We start from the raw sequence: 14,692 nt of genomic DNA, 5'->3' as shown, positions 1-14,692 counted from the left end.
AATCCCCGAGCGCACACTGAGCGAAAGGCCCTGGCGCTTATGAACACCACGGTCAGCTGCGAGCTGCACCTGCGCCTCGTTGTATCGAGCGAGTCCTCACTGCCTGTACCCGCGGGCCTCCGGTATGACACGGCCGATCCCTATGCCGTGCACGCCACCTTCCACACCGGAGCCGAAGAGACGGTCGAGTGGGTCTTCGCCCGCGACCTTCTCGCCGAGGGGCTGCACCGGCCCACCGGCACCGGCGACGTCCGAGTCTGGCCGTCCCGCAGTCACGGTCAGGGCGTCGTCTGCATCGCTCTGAGCTCCCCTGAGGGCGAAGCCTTGCTCGAGGCCCCGGCGCGGGCCCTGGAGTCGTTCCTCAAGCGGACCGACGCCGCGGTGCCACCCGGCACCGAGCACCGTCACTTCGACCTCGACACGGAACTCTCACACATCCTGGCCGAGAGCTGAGCCAGGCAGAGGACTGCACGGCGCCGTCCGACTCGGGGAGACGGCGCCGCGCGGACAACCGCATACGGAGGACACCGACGCCGTCGCCGCGGAACCCACCGCGACGACGGCGCCGGTGCGTTTCCGGCCCGGCCCCGTCCGGCGCGGCCAGCGACTAAAGTCGGCGGGATCAGGCGGGCACCGGCCCGCGGCAGGCAGGGAGCGGATCGTGCTGATTCCACACGACACCCGGATCGCGCTCGACACGGTCGTCGATCTGGTGAACACCGCACCGGAGGAGGATTCGGACGGCGCCGGCGGTACGGACGGGCTCGGGGACGTCGAGGCGCTGTACGGCTTCGTACGGACCCATGACATCAGCGGGGTGGGAGAGCTGGGCAACCGCGATCTGCGGGCCGTACTGAACGTACGGGCCCGGTTCGCGGAGGTCTTCGCGGCGCGGGACCCGCGCTCCGCGGCCGATCTGATCAATCAGCTCGTCGCGGCCGCGGGGACGACGCCGCAGCTGACCGATCACGACGGCTACGACTGGCATGTGCACTACTTCGCGCCGGGCGCCTCCGTCGCCGATCATCTCGCCGCCGACTGCGGCATGGCCCTGGCGTTCATGGTCGTGGCCGGAGAACAGGAAAGGCTGCGCCGCTGCGAGGCCCCGGACTGCGGGCACGCGTTCGTCGACCTGTCGCGGAACCGCTCGCGCCGTTACTGCGACAGCCGCACCTGCGGCAACCGGCTGCATGTGGCCGCGTACCGGGCACGCCGCAAGGAAGCGGCGGCCGGCTGAGGGCACTCACAGCAGGAAGAGATCGTGGACCGCCGCCATCAGCAGCAGCGAGCCGATCACCGTCAGGAAGATCATCAACGGCGGCTGGGAGAGCGCGAAAAGACAACCGCGCTGCTCATCGGTGGGTGCGGGGGGTTCACCCCGTGAGGTATCGAGCATCTCGGGGCGATCATGACGCACCCCGAACCGGCCTGTTGACCAACACGCGTCCTCGGAGCGGGAGTTCATCATATTCCGTGGAAAACATCCACGAAATCCCGCCGAATCCCGTCTCACCTGCGATGCTGCCCCGCACTCCCGGAAACGGGGAGGGCGCTCCGGCCGGTCCCGGCAGGTCCCGGCAGGTCGCGAGAAGGCTCAGATGCCGTGCTTCTTGAGAATGGCCTCGATGTCACTGAAGTCGTCGCCCGGCTTCGCCGCGGGCTCCTTGGCCTTGGGCTGAGCGGCCGGCCGGGTGCCGGGGCCCAGTGAGGGCGCGGACGCGGCGGGCTCGACCGCGGCGCCCTGGCGCGCGGCCTTCGCAGCGGCTCTGCGCTCCTTGCGCGTCCCGCCCCGCCGGCGCTCCACCGCCCGGGTGGTCATGAACAGCAGCCATGCCACCGCCAGGACGCCGAAGCCCGCCCACGCCATCGGGCTGAACGCCGTGCTGGCGGCCCATTTCACGATGCCCGTCATCGCCAGCGCCACCGGCACCAGCGCATAGGCCGCGATGCGGGCCGCGGCGAGGAAGCGCTTCCGGTACGCCGTGATCGCGGCGATGCCCAGGCCCGCTGCTGACACCGCGGAGCAAATGGTCTCGGCAATCATCAGGTCCTCCAGGCAGGCGCGTCTCATCGGCCGGAAACGTCTCGCTCTCCATCCTGCACCTCGCGACCGGCTCGGGGCCACGGTGCGGGGCGAGGCCGGACGGATCTGGGGGAGATCTCGGGGGCGGTGTCCTCCCCAGGTCCCGGTCGGCCGGGGTCCCGCGGGCTGGAAGACTGGACCCATGAACGACTCCACCGCCATCCGTCCCGTCGTCCTCGACATCTGGTGCGACCTGGAATGCCCCGACTGCCACCGGGCCCTGGACGATGTGCGCGCGCTGCGCGCCCGCTACGGGGACCGGCTGGAGCCGCGGCTGCGGCACTTCCCCCTGGAGAAGCACAAGCACGCGTACGCCGCCGCGCAGGCCGCCGAGGAAGCCGCGGAGCAGGGGCGCGGCTGGCCGTACGTCGAAGCCGTACTGGCCAGGACGGCGGAGCTGGCGGCCGAGGGGGAACCCGTCCTGCTGGAGGTGGCGCGTGAGCTGGGACTGGACGCCGAGGAGTTCGACACCGCGCTGATCGACGGCCGGCACCTCCTGGCCGTCGACGCCGACCAGGCCGAGGGCAAGGCGATCGGGGTCACCGGCACCCCCACGTATGTCATCGGGGACGAGCGGCTGGACGGCGGCAAGAGCCAGGAAGGGCTGCGCGGGCGCATCGAGGAGATCGCGGACCGGCTGCTGGCGGGCGTTTAGGCCCCGTCCGGTCGAGCGTCAGGGGGTCTCGGGGGCCGTGCTCAGAGCAGTTGTTTGAAGAAGTTGCGGTTCGTGGTGGCGTACTGGAGCGATTCGTACAGCCGGATCGCCGGGGTGTTGTTCGCGAACACATGCAGCCCCAGCAGGCTGTCCCCGGTCTCCAGCGCCGCCCGCTCGGCGAGCAGCATCAGCGCGCGGCCGTAGCCCTTGCCGCGCTGGTCCTCGGCGACCGCCACGTCGTACACCCACGAGCCCCACTCGCCGGGTCGCACCTCGCGCGGCGCGACCCAGACATGGCCGACGGTGGTTCCGGCGTGGACGAGGACGCTGATCGAGACGCCCGGGGTGGCCAGGCCCTGGGGGAGGTTCTCGCGGTGGCTGGCCTCCGCCTTGCCGCGGGCCTGCTCGGGCGGCACGCCACGGGCCGTCCAGTTGCGGGCGTAGTCGTCGAGGGCCTGTGCCTCCCAGACCTCGTACTCCGCGTCGTTCATCGGACGGCCCTCGACATCCGCCGGAAGCCGTGGAGGCCGGGCCGGTACCGCCTTGTCCATGTTGCGGCTGCGCTCGGTGTAGCCGAGGGACTCCAGCAGACGGAGCGCGGGCACCGCGTCGGACGGTACGGCGGCCAGCACCTGGCCGCAGCCCCAGCCGCGCAGCACCTCCTCGGCGGCGAGCAGCGCGACGGTGCCCCGGCCGCGTCCGCGGTCGGGTTCGTCGACGCGGAGGGCCTCGATGATCCCGGCCCTGTGCCCGAAGCCGGGGTCCGTGGCGAGTGCGATCGTGCCGACGGGGCGGCTGTTCACGCAGACCTCGTAGGAGCGTGATTTCCCGCCGTCGTCGGCCTGCTGAAGCGGCCCGGTCGGCCGCAGAGTGGTGGTCATCAGGGGAGTTGTACCCAACGCGTGGCGCGGAGTCATCCGCTTTACGGACCGGCGGCGCCGCTCACCAGGGCTCAGGGGTCCAGGTCGGCGCCTGCCCGCTCCTCGAAGACGCGCATCGCCTTGGTGGTCACCGGCCCCGGGGCGGCGGGCAGTTGACGGTCGTCGAGACGGTGGACGGCCTGTACGTCGCGCAGCGTGGAGGTCAGGAAGATCTCGTCCGCGCGCTCCAGGACGTCCAGCGGCAGATCCGTCTCATGGGCACCGCACCACTCGGCCGTCAGGGCCCGGGTGATGCCGGCGAGACAGCCGGACGCGAGCGGCGGGGTGTGCAACTCGCCGTCGAGGACGACGAAGACGTTGGAGCCCGTGCCCTCGCAGAGGGCGCCGACCGTATTGGCGAAGAGCGCCTCGCTCGCGCCCCGCTCGCGCGCCCGCGCGAGGGCGACGACGTTCTCCGCGTACGAGGTGGTCTTGAGGCCGGTCACCGCGCCGCGCTCGTTGCGCGCCCACGGCACGGTGATGGCGGCGGTGGTGTCGGGCCGGCGCTTCGTCCCGCCGACGGCGACCACCAGCGTCGGCCCCGCCTCGCCCCGGTCGGAGCCGAGCGGGGAGAGCCCGCCGGTGTAGGTGATCCGCAGCCGCCCCAACTCCACGGGATTGGCGTCGAGAACGGCCGCGCAGGCGCGGCGTACCTCGTCGAGATCCGGCTCCGTCAGTCCGAGTCCCCGGGCGGAGCGGCTCAGCCGGTCCAGATGCCGGGTGAGGGCGAAGGGCCGGCCCTGGACGGTCTTGACCGTCTCGAAGATGCCGTCCCCCACGGTCAGTCCATGATCCAGCACGGACACGAGGGCACCCTCGGCCGTGTGGAGTGCGCCGTTGACCCAGATCTTCATCTACCCGGTCCTTCCACTCGCTTCGTACGCACCCGACGCTATCGCGAGCAGCCGGGCGGCCTTCAGCTCGGTCTCCTCCCACTCCCCCTCGGGGTCGGATCCCCAGGTGATGCCCGCGCCGGCGCCGAAGCGCAGGACGGGTCCGGGGGCCGTGTCGCGGTCGATCCAGAAGGTACGGATCCCGACGGCCAGCGCGGCGGTGCCGCGGTCGGCGTCGACCCAGCCGATACCACCGCAGTAAGGGCCGCGCGGGGCGGTCTCCAGCTCTTCGATGATCCGCAGGGCGCTGGACTTGGGGGCGCCGGTGACCGAGCCGGGCGGGAACGTGGCGGGCAGCAGCTCCGGCCAGCCCGCCTTCTCGGCGAGCCGGCCCCGTACGGTCGAGACGAGATGGACCAGTCCGGGGTGCGGCTCGACCGCGCAGAGCGCGGGGACCGTCACGGATCCGGTGGCGCAGACACGGCCCAGGTCGTTGCGGACGAGGTCCACGATCATCACGTTCTCGGCGTGGTCCTTCTCCAGCATCTCCTCCGCGCTTCGGGCGGTGCCCTTGATCGGACCGGACTCGACGGTACGGCCGGCCGTGCTCAGATACAGCTCGGGCGAGGCGGTCGCGATCTCCACGCCGTGCGCGGGCAGCCGGATCGTTCCGGCGTACGGCGCGGGGTTGTCACGCGCGAGCAGGGCCGTCAGCGCGTCGACATCGGCCGTGTCCGGGGCGGGCAGCGGCGCGGAGAGCACCCGGCAGAGGTTCACCTGGTACACGTCGCCCGCGGCGATGTACTCGCGGATCCGGCGGACGCCCTTGGTGTACGCGTCGCGGTCGAGCGACGACGTCCAGTCACCGGCGGCGGGCCCGCGCCACTGTCCCGGCACCGGTGCGGGCACGGGATCGGCTCGTACGTCGTCGAAGCGCGCGCAGGTGAGACGGCCCTCGAAGTCCGCGGCGACGGCCCAGAACCCGGCGGAGTCGAGCGCTTCCGGATCATGGGTGACATCCCGCAGACCGGTGGCCAGAAGGCCGCCGAAGCGGGCCAAAGGAGCGAGGTCGTGCACGCTTGCGAGTCTAGAACAGCCACCGTCGGGCCGCTCCGGGCTGAACGTACGGCGAACGCACCCCAGCACGCTGCGGAAACGCGTTTTTGTGCTGGCCCCGGAATCCGCTAGAGTTCAACACGTCGCCGGGCCGTACGACGGTCCGGAAACGATACGCGGACGTAGCTCAGTTGGTAGAGCGCAACCTTGCCAAGGTTGAGGTCGCCAGTTCGAACCTGGTCGTCCGCTCGAATATGGGGGATCCTTCCCGAACCCCCGTACTCCTGGTGGAGTGGCCGAGAGGCGAGGCAACGGCCTGCAAAGCCGTCTACACGGGTTCAAATCCCGTCTCCACCTCCAAGGACGATTAGCTCAGCGGGAGAGCGCTTCCCTGACACGGAAGAGGTCACTGGTTCAATCCCAGTATCGTCCACTGGATCCACTTGGATTCGCGCGCGATTAGCTCAGCGGGAGAGCGCTTCCCTGACACGGAAGAGGTCACTGGTTCAATCCCAGTATCGCGCACGCAGCACGCACCACATGAGGTCCCACCCGCGCGATTAGCTCAGCGGGAGAGCGCTTCCCTGACACGGAAGAGGTCACTGGTTCAATCCCAGTATCGCGCACAGTCCGAAGCCCCCGGCCGTCTCCATGGCCGGGGGCTTCGTCGTATGCCTGGCTCTCAGTCGCCTGGCTCTCAGTTTGCCTCAGGAGGAGAACAGCATCCGCCCGAAGCTCTTCTGACGGTGGTGTCCGCCGTGGTGACCCCCGTAGTGGCCGCCGCCGTGCTGCGGCGCGCCCCAGGCGGGGGCGGGGGCGGCGGGGTACGCCTGCGGGGGCGGGGGCGGCGCCTGCTGTACGGGCGGCGCCTGCTGCGACCACTGCGACTCCAGGCGGGTCAGGGACTCCAGCTCGCCGTAGTCGAGGAAGATCCCCCGGCAGCCGCTGCACTGCTCTATCTGGACACCGTTGCGGTTGTATGTGTGCATCGCCGCATGGCACTTGGGACACTGCATGGTCTGCTCGCTCCTCGCCGTTCGTCCGGCGTCGCCGTAACACGCTCCCGGCGGCCGTGGGTTCGTCTGTGGCCCCACCCTACGACGACGCCTCCGGCGACAACTCGGTTGCGACGGCCGCGATCCGGGCGCAGGCGTCGATCATCAGCTGCTCGACGTCGTCCGGATCCCGGCCCTCGGCGGCCGACTTGGCGACGGCCAGTGCGGCGGTCTGCACGGTGAGGGCGCGGGCCGCGATGTCCAGCCGGGGCCAGGGATCCGCGTCGGGGCCGGCGGGCACGGCGGGGCCGTGCGCGGACCGGTAGGCGCCGAGGAAGCGCAGCCAGGCCTCGGGGGGCAGCAGTCCGGCGGCGTACCAGGCGGCGGGGCGGGCCAAGTCCCAGGCCGGGTCGCCGAGTCCGAGGTCGTCGATGTCGATGAGCAGCCAGGGGCCGTCGGGGGCCGGGTGGCGTACGAGCTGGCCCAGGTGCAGATCGCCGTGGCACAGGGCGTACGGCCCCGGAGCGCGCGCCTCACCACGGGCCCAGGCGGGCAGGCGCTGCCAGGCGCGCTCTACGGGAAGGGCGGCGGGGTGAGGCCCGGCGGCGCGCATCCGCGCGACGGCGCGGGCGGCCTTGGCGGGTCCCCGCATGTCCGGCAGCCCCGGACGGCCGCCCGCTGCCACGAGGGCTCCCGCCACGGCTCCGGTCCCGGCCACCGCTTCGGAGAGCGTCGCGAGCGGCAGGGTGTGCAGCCGGGCGAGGAGCGTGCCGGCCTGCTCCCAGGGGGCCGCGTCGGGGTCGGCGGGGTCGACCGGGGCGCCGTACGGCCACGCGGTCACCGGACGGCCGCCCACCTCCGCGGTGGCGGCCGGAAGCGGCGGCAGCAGTACGCCGGCGAGCAGGGGATGCGCGGCGACGGCGAGCCTGGCGCGGTGCCCGGCCCGGTCCGTACCGTCGGCATGGGCCTTGGCGACGACCTCGCCGTGCCGTACGACGATCCCGTCCGGCCGGTCGGCGAGGACGGTACTCCCCCGGCCGCAGGCCCGGCAGCCCGCCGGGTCCGCCGCGCGCAGCGCCGGATGGGCGGTGTCACGGGCGACGCGGCCCAGCGCGCGTACGACGGAAGCGGTCACGGAGGCCCCTCTGATGCGTGGTGTTCCGCGGCGAGCGTACGGCGAAGGACCCGGGGCGTGCCGTGCGGATCGGTCCGGACAGCGCGATGGCCGGTCAGCTCCCCAGCTGACCGGCCAAACGCTGCCGTCCGCCGCACCCCCGTCCCCACGGGGTTGTTGGCCGGATGTCCCCGATCCGGGCCGCTCTCCCGGATCCGAAGCGCCGCTCAGCGCCCCAGCATCACGCCCACGGACGACGCTTGTGTCACCACTGCGTCCCAGCCGCCGAAGGCGACTACCAGCAGGGCTGCCAGAGGAAGGACCATGGCGGTCGCCACCAGGGGGTGACGGGTGCCGGACCGGCGCCCGCCGAACGCGGCGAACGCCTTGCGTCCCTGCGTGCGGATCATCGCCCGCGATGCCGTGTCCGCCATGGTCCTTCTCCTGTCCTGATTCCAAGAGCGGCGAGTGTCCGACCTCGGGGGACGAGCACCGCACCCGCCGCTTGACCTCAACATTAGGGAGCGGGCGGGCCCCGGTCGTCATGCCCGCGTACCCATTGCCGGGCCTCCCGGAGGATGAGCCGGACGCCGGTACGTACTCCCCTGGGTGGAGACCCCCTAGTACCCGGGGTCGTCCCGGACGGGACGCTCCTCGGAGCGCTCCGAGGACTCCACCCGGGGCACCGGCTGCTCGACCAACGCGAGGACCCGCGTGGCCATGAAACGCGCCGTTCTGACCACCCCTCCGCTGCGGGTGACTTCGCTCACTTCCACCACTCCCCTGCGCACCGCGGTCTCCACTCTGCGGCCCGCCCGGCTCGCCACCACTTCGTAGGTCCGTGTCGTGTCCCCCGCGTCCACGACTATCTCCACCCGGTCACCCTTCACGATCCAATCCCCCTTCTGTGTCGGATCTTTGAGATCACGCACGGGCCGGAGGACCTGGGCTCCGCCACTCCCCTGACCACTGCTCAAGTTTCCCACCCGGCACTGACAATCGGTCCGTACGCGAGGGCGCGGCCTATGAGCGCGCCGGGGCGCGGGTACGTAAGCTGTGCCACGTCACACGGACGACCGGGCAGCGGGGATGGACATGGCGATGATGCGGCTCCGGCGCGAGGACCCGCGTGTCGTCGGTTCGTTCAGGATTCACCGGCGGCTGGGGGCCGGCGGTATGGGGGTCGTGTATCTGGGCTCCGACCGGCGCGGCCAGCGGGTCGCGCTGAAGGTGATCCGGCCGGATCTGGCCGAGGATCAGGAGTTCCGGTCGCGGTTCGCCCGCGAGGTCTCCGCGGCGCGGCGGATCCGGGGCGGCTGTACGGCACGGCTGGTGGCCGCGGATCTGGACGCGGACCGCCCGTGGTTCGCCACCCAGTACGTGCCGGGTCCCTCACTGCACGACAAGATCAACGAGGAGGGGCCGCTCTCGGCGGCCGAGGTCGCCTCCGTGGGCGCCGCGCTCTCCGAGGGGCTGGTGGCCGTGCACGAGGCGGGCGTCGTCCACCGCGATCTCAAACCGTCGAACATCCTGCTCTCCCCCAAGGGCCCGCGCATCATCGACTTCGGCATCGCCTGGGCGACGGGCGCGAGCACGCTGACCCATGTCGGTACGGCCGTCGGGTCGCCGGGCTTCCTCGCCCCGGAACAGGTACGCGGCGCGGCGGTCACCCCGGCCACGGACGTGTTCTCGCTGGGCGCCACGCTGGCGTACGCGGCGACCGCCGACTCCCCGTTCGGACACGGCAGTTCCGAGGTCATGCTCTACCGGGTGGTGCATGAGGAGGCGCATCTCGACGGGATGCCGGACGCGCTCGCTCCGCTGGTGCGGGCCTGTCTGGCCAAGGACCCGGAGGAACGTCCCAGCACGCTCCAGCTCTCGATGCGGCTCAAGGAGATCGCGGCGCGCGAGGCCCAGGGGCTCTCGGACAGCCGGCCGCCCGTACAGCGGACGCGGAACGGGCAGGAGCTGCCGACCGGCCGGCTGACCGAGCGTTATACGGAGCGGAGCCCCGGACTCGGCGCGCCGGGCCGTGCGCCGGGAGCGTCCGGTGGCCAGGCGTCGCGTCCCGGGCCTTCCCGGAGCACGGGCGCCTCCCCCCGTACCGGCGGTTCCTCCCCCCGCAACGGCGCCCCGCGCCCGCCGCGGTCCCGGGGCGCCGTGCGTACGGGCGGCACCCGTCCGAAGCCCGGCCCCCGGACGGGTGCGGGCAAGCTGCGGCCCGCCAACCCGCGCCTGCTGCGGCAGCGGCTGATCGTCTTCGTCGTCGTGACCCTGATCGTCGCGCTGGGCATCGCCGCGGCCCAGCAGCTCTGAGCCGTACGGCCTCCGCCGCACGGCCCGGGTCGGTCAGCTCTCCGGGCGGCCCGTCGTGACCGCGTAGAAGGCGACCGCCGCCGCCGCGCCGACGTTCAGCGAGTCCACTCCGTGCGCCATGGGGATACGCACCCAGGTGTCGGCCGCGCCCAGCGCCCGCCCGGACAGCCCGGCGCCCTCCGCGCCCAGCATCAGCGCGACACGCTCCAGCCGGTGCGGAGCGGCCTCGTCCATCGGGACCGCCCGCTCGTCGGGGGTGAGCGCCAGCAGCCGGAAACCGGCCTCCCGTACGGTGTCCAGCGCCCGTGGCCAGCCTTCGAGCCGGGCGTACGGCACGGAGAACACCGCGCCCATCGAGACCTTCACCGAACGGCGGTAGAGCGGATCGGCGCAGTCCGGGGAGAGCAGTACGGCGTCCATCCCGAGCGCGGCGGCGCTGCGGAAGATCGCGCCGATGTTGGTGTGGTCGTTCACCGCCTCCATGACGGCGACGCGGCGGGCCGTACGGAGCACCTCGTCCACCGTGGGCAGCGGTTTGCGGGCCATGGAGGCGAGGGCGCCGCGGTGCACGTGGTAGCCGGTCACGCGCTCGGCCAGCTCGGGGCTGACCGCGTACACCGGGGCCGTGACCTCGTCGATGATGTCCCGCATGGTGTCGACCCACTTGGCCGACAGCAGCATCGACCGCATCGGGTAGCCGGCCTGCCCGGCCCGGCGGATGACTTTCTCGCCCTCCGCGATGAACAGCCCTTCGGCCGGCTCGCGCCTGCGGCGCAGCTCGACATCGGTCAGACCGGTGTAGTCGCGCAGACGGGGGTCGTCGGGGTCGTCGACGGTGATGAGTTCAGCCACGGGGTGACACTGCCTTGTCGGTGAGTGGTGTGCGGGGCGGACGGCCAGGGCCTGTCCGACGGATCATCGCGGATCGGCCGCGGCGGTCCGGTGCAGGGGGTACCCCCGCGCTGTTCCGGCTGCGGGGAGCATCGCACGGTGGATCATCCACGTACCGCACATACGTACTGCGTAGATATGGACGATTCCGGCACCGCGGCAGGCGGCTGGGGTTTCAGGCGGAGGTGCCGGGCCACGGAGCGGGAGCGGGACGAGTCCCCTCATCGGAGACGCTGTCCTGGTCGTCGGCCGCGGCCCGGCCGGCCAGCAGGTTCAGGGCGTCGCGTGCGGGTGTGGCGGGTTCGGCGCTGTAGGCCATGATGGTCAGTCCGGTGTCGGCCGGCAGTTCCAGGGCCTCGTATTCGAGGGTGAGTTCGCCGACGAGGGGATGACGGAGCTGTTTGACGCCGCCGCGGTGCAGGTGGACGTTGTGGGTGGCCCAGCGGGTGCGGAAGAGGTCGCTCCGGGTGGAGAGTTCTCCGACCAGCTCGGTCAGGGCCCGGTCGTGAGGGTCGCGTCCGGCTTCGGCGCGCAGGATCGCGACGGTGCCGGCGGCTATGCGTTCCCAGTCGAGGTAGTAATCGGCGGCGGCCGGGTCCAGGAACATGAAGCGAGCCACGTTGGGCGGCAGGCGCGGGCCCGCGAGGATCGGCTGGAGGAGGGCCTCGCCGAGTTGGTTGGTGGCCAGGATGTCCAGGCGGCGGTTGCGTACGTAGGCAGGGGTGCCTGACATGGAATCCAGGATGCGCTGGACGCTGGGGCGCACGTGAGGCTTGGGGGTGCGCCCGGGTGTCCGCGTGCCGGTGCCGGCGGCGCGGGCCAGATCAAACAGATGTGCGCGTTCGGCCTCGTCGAGGTGGAGGGCGCGGGCGAGGGCCTCCAGGACGCCGTCGGAGACGCCGCGGGCGTTCCCGCGTTCGAGTTTGATGTAGTAGTCGGCGCTCACGCCGGCCAGGAGCGCGACCTCCTCGCGGCGCAACCCGGTCACCCGGCGGTTTCCGCCGCTGACGGGCAGGCCCGCTTGTCCGGGAGTGATTCGTGCCCGGCGGGAGGTGAGGAAGTCGCGGAACTCGGAGCGGGCGTCCATGCCGACGACGATACGTCCGTTTCCGTGAGCGTGGGGGGCTCTGGCAGTACCCGCAACCGCAGGAACTCCCTGGTGGGAGGCCATGAGCCGCAGTCCGTGCCACGGTGGGGAGTGTGAAGGCGGCCGCCTTCTTCGGGACACGTACACACGTCCACATCACCGGGCAGGAGCAGGCCATGGAGTACACGCGCTTGGGAACGTCAGGGCTCAGGATCAGCCGGATCGCCCTGGGCTGTATGAGCTTCGGCGACCCCGCCAAGAGGGACACCTGGGTGCTCGACGACAGCGCGGCCGAGCCGATCTTCCGCCAGGCCGTCGAGCTCGGCATCACGTTCTGGGACACCGCGAACATCTACGGCCTGGGCACCTCGGAGGAGATCGTCGGGCGGGCGCTGCGCACGTACACCCGCCGCGAGGACATCGTTCTGGCCACCAAGCTGTGGGCGCCGATGGACCAAGGTCCGGGCGGGGCGGGTCTGTCCCGCAAGGCCGTCATGGAGCAGATCGACGCCTCGCTGCGGCGCCTCGGCACCGACTTCGTCGACCTCTACCAGATCCACCGCTTCGACCCGCAGACGCCGATCGAGGAGACGATGGAAGCGCTGCACGACGTGGTCAAGGCGGGCAAGGCCCGCTATATCGGCGCTTCGTCGATGTGGGCCTGGCAGTTCGCCGCGATGCAGCATGCCGCGCGGACCCACGGCTGGACCCGGTTCATCTCCATGCAGGACCAGTACAGCCTGATCCACCGCGAGGAGGAACGCGAGATGTTCGGCCTGCTCGCCCACCAGGGCGTGGGAAGCATCCCGTGGAGCCCGCTGGCCGGGGGCCTGGTCACCCGCCCCTGGGGCGAACGCTCCACGCAGCGCGCGGAGATCAACCGGAGAGTCGACCAGCAGGGCCGGCCGATTTTCCTCGACAGCGACCGGGCCGTCGTCGAGGCCATCCAGCGCATCGCCCTGGCCCGCGGCGTGTCGATGGCGCAGATCGCGATGGCCTGGGTGTTGAAGAACCCGGTGGTCTCCGCCCCGATCGTGGGCGCGACCAAGCCGCACCATCTCCCCGACGCCGTCGCCGCGCTCGACATCGAGCTCACCGCCGAGGAGATCGACTCCCTCGAAGAGCCCTACGTCACGCGCCTGCCCACGTTCTTCTGACCCCGTCCCCGCTGTCGATCGCACAGCACATGTGACAACGAGGAGCGCGTCACTCCGTGCCGGTCCTTCCGCGACTCGGCGAGGGCCCGGCCGACGGGGATGCTGAGGTGCCGTCCCCCAGGGCGACGACATCGCCGATGACGATGACCGCCGGGGGCCGGATCTCCTCGGCCCGTACGACCTCCGCGACCGTCGCGAGCGTGGCGTCCACCCTCCGCTGGGCGGCCGTGGTGCCTTCCTGCACCAGCGCGACCGGCGTCCCGGGGGCCCTGCCGTGCTCGACGAGCGCCTGGGCGATCGCGCCGATCTTGTCCACGGCCATCAGCAGGACGAGCGTGCCACGGAGCCGGGCGAGCGCAGCCCAGTCGACGAGCGAACGGTCGTCGTCCGGGGCGACATGGCCACTGACCACGGTGAACTCGTGGGCGACGCCCCGGTGTGTGACGGGGATTCCGACCGCGCCCGGCACGCTGATCGAGCTGGAGATACCCGGCACGACGGTGCACGGGATACCGGCCGCGGCCAGTGCGTGCGCCTCCTCCATGCCCCGCCCGAAGACGAACGGATCGCCCCCCTTGAGCCGGACCACGGCCTTGCCCGCCTTGGCATGCTCGATCAGCGCGTCGTTGATCGCCTCCTGCGCCATGGCACGGCCGTACGGGATCTTCGCGGCGTCGATCACCTCGACGTGCGGCGGCAGTTCGTCCAGCAGATCACGCGGGCCGAGACGGTCGGCGATCACGACATCCGCCTCGGCGAGGAGCCTCCGGCCGCGCACGGTGATCAGGTCCGGGTCGCCGGGACCACCGCCGACGAGGGCGACGCCAGGGGTACGGCTGCGACGGTGCGGGGCGGCGAGCGTGCCGTCGCGCAGCCCCTCCACGATGGCGTCCCGCACGGCGGCGGAGCGACGCGGGTCGCGCCCGGTGAGCACGGCGACGGTGAGGCCCGCGCTGCGGCCGGTGGCGGGGGTCCAGGCGGTGGCGGCCTCCGCGTCGTCGCTGCGCACGCACCAGACGCGGTGGCGCTCGGCCTCGGCGGACGCGGTGCGGTTGGCGTCCTCGTCGCTGGACGCGACGAGGACGTACCAGGCGTCGGCGAGGTCGCCCTCTTCGTAGCGGCGGCGCTCCCAGCGGATCTCGCCGGCCGCCGCCATGGCCTCGACGGAGGGCTTCGCGGACGGCGACACCAGCACGATGTCCGCACCGGCCGCGATGAGCGCGGGCAGCCGGCGCTGCGCGACCTGCCCGCCACCGACGACGACAACGCGCCGCCCGGCGAGGCGGAGTCCGACGGGGTAGGCGGGATGCGGGTGCGCTTGCTGGTTCGCGTGCTCGTGCGCGTGCGCCTGCTCGTCGTGCGCGTACTCGTCGTGCTCGGGCATGTGGGTGGGGGCTCCTCGGGCGGGCGGGGTGTGAAGCGGCAGGTGGGGTGCGGTGCGGTCGGGCGCGTCCAGCTTACGGCGGGGGCGGTGCGGCTCCGGCGGGGGTGGGGGTGGGGGTGCGGGGTGCGGGGTGCGGTCGCCGGGTTGCGGTTGTCGTGGCCGGGCCGGGGGCCGGGGCCTCCGGTGGCACAGGTCCGGACG

At 72.1% G+C, this 14,692-nt stretch carries 17 protein-coding genes and 5 tRNA genes; 10 read left to right on the top strand and 12 right to left on the bottom strand.

Annotated features, from left to right (window positions below; translation table 11 throughout):
* The first annotated feature begins 39 nt into the window (after positions 1-39).
* Together ACIOGX_RS32430 and ACIOGX_RS32425 are read left to right on the top strand one after the other, a co-directional pair.
* Positions 40-453: an SsgA family sporulation/cell division regulator gene (locus tag ACIOGX_RS32430; RefSeq protein WP_003959770.1), complete on the top strand. Its 414-nt coding sequence runs from the start codon at positions 40-42 to the stop codon at positions 451-453.
* Positions 454-661: 208 nt separating this feature from the next.
* Positions 662-1,237 (top strand): CGNR zinc finger domain-containing protein, encoded by a 576-nt coding sequence (locus ACIOGX_RS32425; protein ID WP_356513950.1) that lies wholly within the window; start codon positions 662-664, stop codon positions 1,235-1,237.
* A 6-nt stretch (positions 1,238-1,243) separates the two neighbouring features.
* On the opposite strand, the gene ACIOGX_RS32420 is transcribed toward ACIOGX_RS32425, so the two are convergent.
* Together ACIOGX_RS32420 and ACIOGX_RS32415 are read right to left on the bottom strand one after the other, a co-directional pair.
* A complete protein-coding gene (locus ACIOGX_RS32420; protein ID WP_165372044.1) occupies positions 1,244-1,396 on the bottom strand; it encodes a hypothetical protein in 153 nt (50 codons plus the stop codon).
* A gap of 198 nt (positions 1,397-1,594) precedes the next feature.
* Positions 1,595-2,044, bottom strand: coding sequence for a hypothetical protein (locus tag ACIOGX_RS32415; protein WP_356514232.1), 450 nt, complete (start codon positions 2,042-2,044; stop codon positions 1,595-1,597).
* A 181-nt stretch (positions 2,045-2,225) separates the two neighbouring features.
* Here ACIOGX_RS32415 and ACIOGX_RS32410 point away from each other — a divergent pair, with 181 nt between their 5' ends.
* Positions 2,226-2,738, top strand: coding sequence for a DsbA family protein (locus tag ACIOGX_RS32410; RefSeq protein ID WP_401764630.1), 513 nt, complete (start codon positions 2,226-2,228; stop codon positions 2,736-2,738).
* A 41-nt stretch (positions 2,739-2,779) separates the two neighbouring features.
* Here ACIOGX_RS32410 and ACIOGX_RS32405 read toward each other — a convergent pair whose 3' ends face one another.
* The 3 genes from ACIOGX_RS32405 to ACIOGX_RS32395 form a co-directional block, all read right to left on the bottom strand.
* Positions 2,780-3,619, bottom strand: coding sequence for a GNAT family N-acetyltransferase (locus ACIOGX_RS32405; RefSeq protein WP_401918195.1), 840 nt, complete (start codon positions 3,617-3,619; stop codon positions 2,780-2,782).
* Between the two features lie 71 nt (positions 3,620-3,690).
* The gene (locus tag ACIOGX_RS32400; protein ID WP_356513957.1) at positions 3,691-4,512 is read right to left on the bottom strand and encodes an aminodeoxychorismate lyase; all 822 of its coding nucleotides are present in this window, start codon (positions 4,510-4,512) and stop codon (positions 3,691-3,693) included.
* The gene (locus ACIOGX_RS32395) at positions 4,513-5,568 is read right to left on the bottom strand and encodes a chorismate-binding protein (RefSeq protein ID WP_383961021.1); all 1,056 of its coding nucleotides are present in this window, start codon (positions 5,566-5,568) and stop codon (positions 4,513-4,515) included.
* Positions 5,569-5,723: 155 nt separating this feature from the next.
* Here ACIOGX_RS32395 and ACIOGX_RS32390 point away from each other — a divergent pair.
* The 5 genes from ACIOGX_RS32390 to ACIOGX_RS32370 all read left to right on the top strand — a co-directional run bounded on the left by ACIOGX_RS32390 (position 5,724) and on the right by ACIOGX_RS32370 (position 6,173).
* Positions 5,724-5,796 (top strand) — tRNA-Gly (locus ACIOGX_RS32390).
* 37 nt (positions 5,797-5,833) lie between these two features.
* Positions 5,834-5,907, top strand: a tRNA-Cys gene (locus tag ACIOGX_RS32385).
* Between the two features lies 1 nt (position 5,908).
* A tRNA-Val gene (locus ACIOGX_RS32380) sits at positions 5,909-5,980 on the top strand.
* A gap of 20 nt (positions 5,981-6,000) precedes the next feature.
* A tRNA-Val gene (locus tag ACIOGX_RS32375) sits at positions 6,001-6,072 on the top strand.
* 29 nt (positions 6,073-6,101) lie between these two features.
* Positions 6,102-6,173 (top strand) — tRNA-Val (locus tag ACIOGX_RS32370).
* Positions 6,174-6,254: 81 nt separating this feature from the next.
* Here the strand turns inward: ACIOGX_RS32370 and ACIOGX_RS32365 are convergent.
* From ACIOGX_RS32365 to ACIOGX_RS32350, 4 genes are all read right to left on the bottom strand, one after another.
* Positions 6,255-6,563 carry a zf-TFIIB domain-containing protein gene (locus ACIOGX_RS32365; RefSeq protein ID WP_030355449.1) on the bottom strand — a complete coding sequence of 103 codons (309 nt, stop codon included), beginning with the start codon at positions 6,561-6,563 and terminating at the stop codon, positions 6,255-6,257.
* A 79-nt stretch (positions 6,564-6,642) separates the two neighbouring features.
* Positions 6,643-7,677 (bottom strand): phosphotransferase family protein, encoded by a 1,035-nt coding sequence (locus ACIOGX_RS32360; protein ID WP_401918192.1) that lies wholly within the window; start codon positions 7,675-7,677, stop codon positions 6,643-6,645.
* A gap of 206 nt (positions 7,678-7,883) precedes the next feature.
* The gene (locus ACIOGX_RS32355) at positions 7,884-8,090 is read right to left on the bottom strand and encodes a hypothetical protein (protein ID WP_356513961.1); all 207 of its coding nucleotides are present in this window, start codon (positions 8,088-8,090) and stop codon (positions 7,884-7,886) included.
* A 186-nt stretch (positions 8,091-8,276) separates the two neighbouring features.
* Positions 8,277-8,546, bottom strand: coding sequence for a hypothetical protein (locus ACIOGX_RS32350; RefSeq protein WP_383961014.1), 270 nt, complete (start codon positions 8,544-8,546; stop codon positions 8,277-8,279).
* A gap of 205 nt (positions 8,547-8,751) precedes the next feature.
* On the opposite strand from ACIOGX_RS32350, the gene ACIOGX_RS32345 reads away from it, so the two are divergent.
* Entirely contained in the window at positions 8,752-9,972 is a 1,221-nt protein-coding gene (locus ACIOGX_RS32345; RefSeq protein ID WP_401918324.1) for a protein kinase, read from the top strand.
* A 33-nt stretch (positions 9,973-10,005) separates the two neighbouring features.
* Here ACIOGX_RS32345 and ACIOGX_RS32340 read toward each other — a convergent pair whose 3' ends face one another.
* Both ACIOGX_RS32340 and ACIOGX_RS32335 read right to left on the bottom strand, forming a co-directional pair.
* Complete coding sequence (locus ACIOGX_RS32340) at positions 10,006-10,824, bottom strand: RNA methyltransferase (protein WP_356513965.1); 819 nt, start codon at positions 10,822-10,824, stop codon at positions 10,006-10,008.
* Positions 10,825-11,038: 214 nt separating this feature from the next.
* A complete protein-coding gene (locus ACIOGX_RS32335; RefSeq protein WP_401918189.1) occupies positions 11,039-11,950 on the bottom strand; it encodes a helix-turn-helix transcriptional regulator in 912 nt (303 codons plus the stop codon).
* A 176-nt stretch (positions 11,951-12,126) separates the two neighbouring features.
* Between ACIOGX_RS32335 and ACIOGX_RS32330 the strand changes: the two genes are divergently transcribed.
* Positions 12,127-13,107, top strand: coding sequence for an aldo/keto reductase (locus tag ACIOGX_RS32330; RefSeq protein WP_401918187.1), 981 nt, complete (start codon positions 12,127-12,129; stop codon positions 13,105-13,107).
* A 49-nt stretch (positions 13,108-13,156) separates the two neighbouring features.
* Here ACIOGX_RS32330 and cobA read toward each other — a convergent pair whose 3' ends face one another.
* Entirely contained in the window at positions 13,157-14,491 is a 1,335-nt protein-coding gene (gene cobA / locus ACIOGX_RS32325) for a uroporphyrinogen-III C-methyltransferase (RefSeq protein ID WP_401918185.1), read from the bottom strand.
* Positions 14,492-14,692 lie beyond the last annotated feature (201 nt).

It is taken from the genome of Streptomyces sp. NPDC088147, from assembly GCF_044741565.1.
Lineage (GTDB): Bacteria > Actinomycetota > Actinomycetes > Streptomycetales > Streptomycetaceae > Streptomyces.
This window is presented reverse-complemented; position numbering and strand designations above follow the sequence as displayed.

Coding starts and splice junctions, on each gene's coding strand:
- ACIOGX_RS32430 (WP_003959770.1), top strand. CDS start 40: ATGAACACCACGGTCAGCTGCGAGCTGCACCTGCGCCTCGTTGTATCG.
- ACIOGX_RS32420 (WP_165372044.1), bottom strand. CDS start 1,396: ATGCTCGATACCTCACGGGGTGAACCCCCCGCACCCACCGATGAGCAG.
- ACIOGX_RS32335 (WP_401918189.1), bottom strand. CDS start 11,950: ATGGACGCCCGCTCCGAGTTCCGCGACTTCCTCACCTCCCGCCGGGCA.
- ACIOGX_RS32400 (WP_356513957.1), bottom strand. CDS start 4,512: ATGAAGATCTGGGTCAACGGCGCACTCCACACGGCCGAGGGTGCCCTC.
- ACIOGX_RS32405 (WP_401918195.1), bottom strand. CDS start 3,619: ATGACCACCACTCTGCGGCCGACCGGGCCGCTTCAGCAGGCCGACGAC.
- cobA (WP_401918185.1), bottom strand. CDS start 14,491: ATGCCCGAGCACGACGAGTACGCGCACGACGAGCAGGCGCACGCGCAC.
- ACIOGX_RS32345 (WP_401918324.1), top strand. CDS start 8,752: ATGGCGATGATGCGGCTCCGGCGCGAGGACCCGCGTGTCGTCGGTTCG.
- ACIOGX_RS32415 (WP_356514232.1), bottom strand. CDS start 2,044: ATGATTGCCGAGACCATTTGCTCCGCGGTGTCAGCAGCGGGCCTGGGC.
- ACIOGX_RS32355 (WP_356513961.1), bottom strand. CDS start 8,090: ATGGCGGACACGGCATCGCGGGCGATGATCCGCACGCAGGGACGCAAG.
- ACIOGX_RS32330 (WP_401918187.1), top strand. CDS start 12,127: ATGGAGTACACGCGCTTGGGAACGTCAGGGCTCAGGATCAGCCGGATC.
- ACIOGX_RS32410 (WP_401764630.1), top strand. CDS start 2,226: ATGAACGACTCCACCGCCATCCGTCCCGTCGTCCTCGACATCTGGTGC.
- ACIOGX_RS32365 (WP_030355449.1), bottom strand. CDS start 6,563: ATGCAGTGTCCCAAGTGCCATGCGGCGATGCACACATACAACCGCAAC.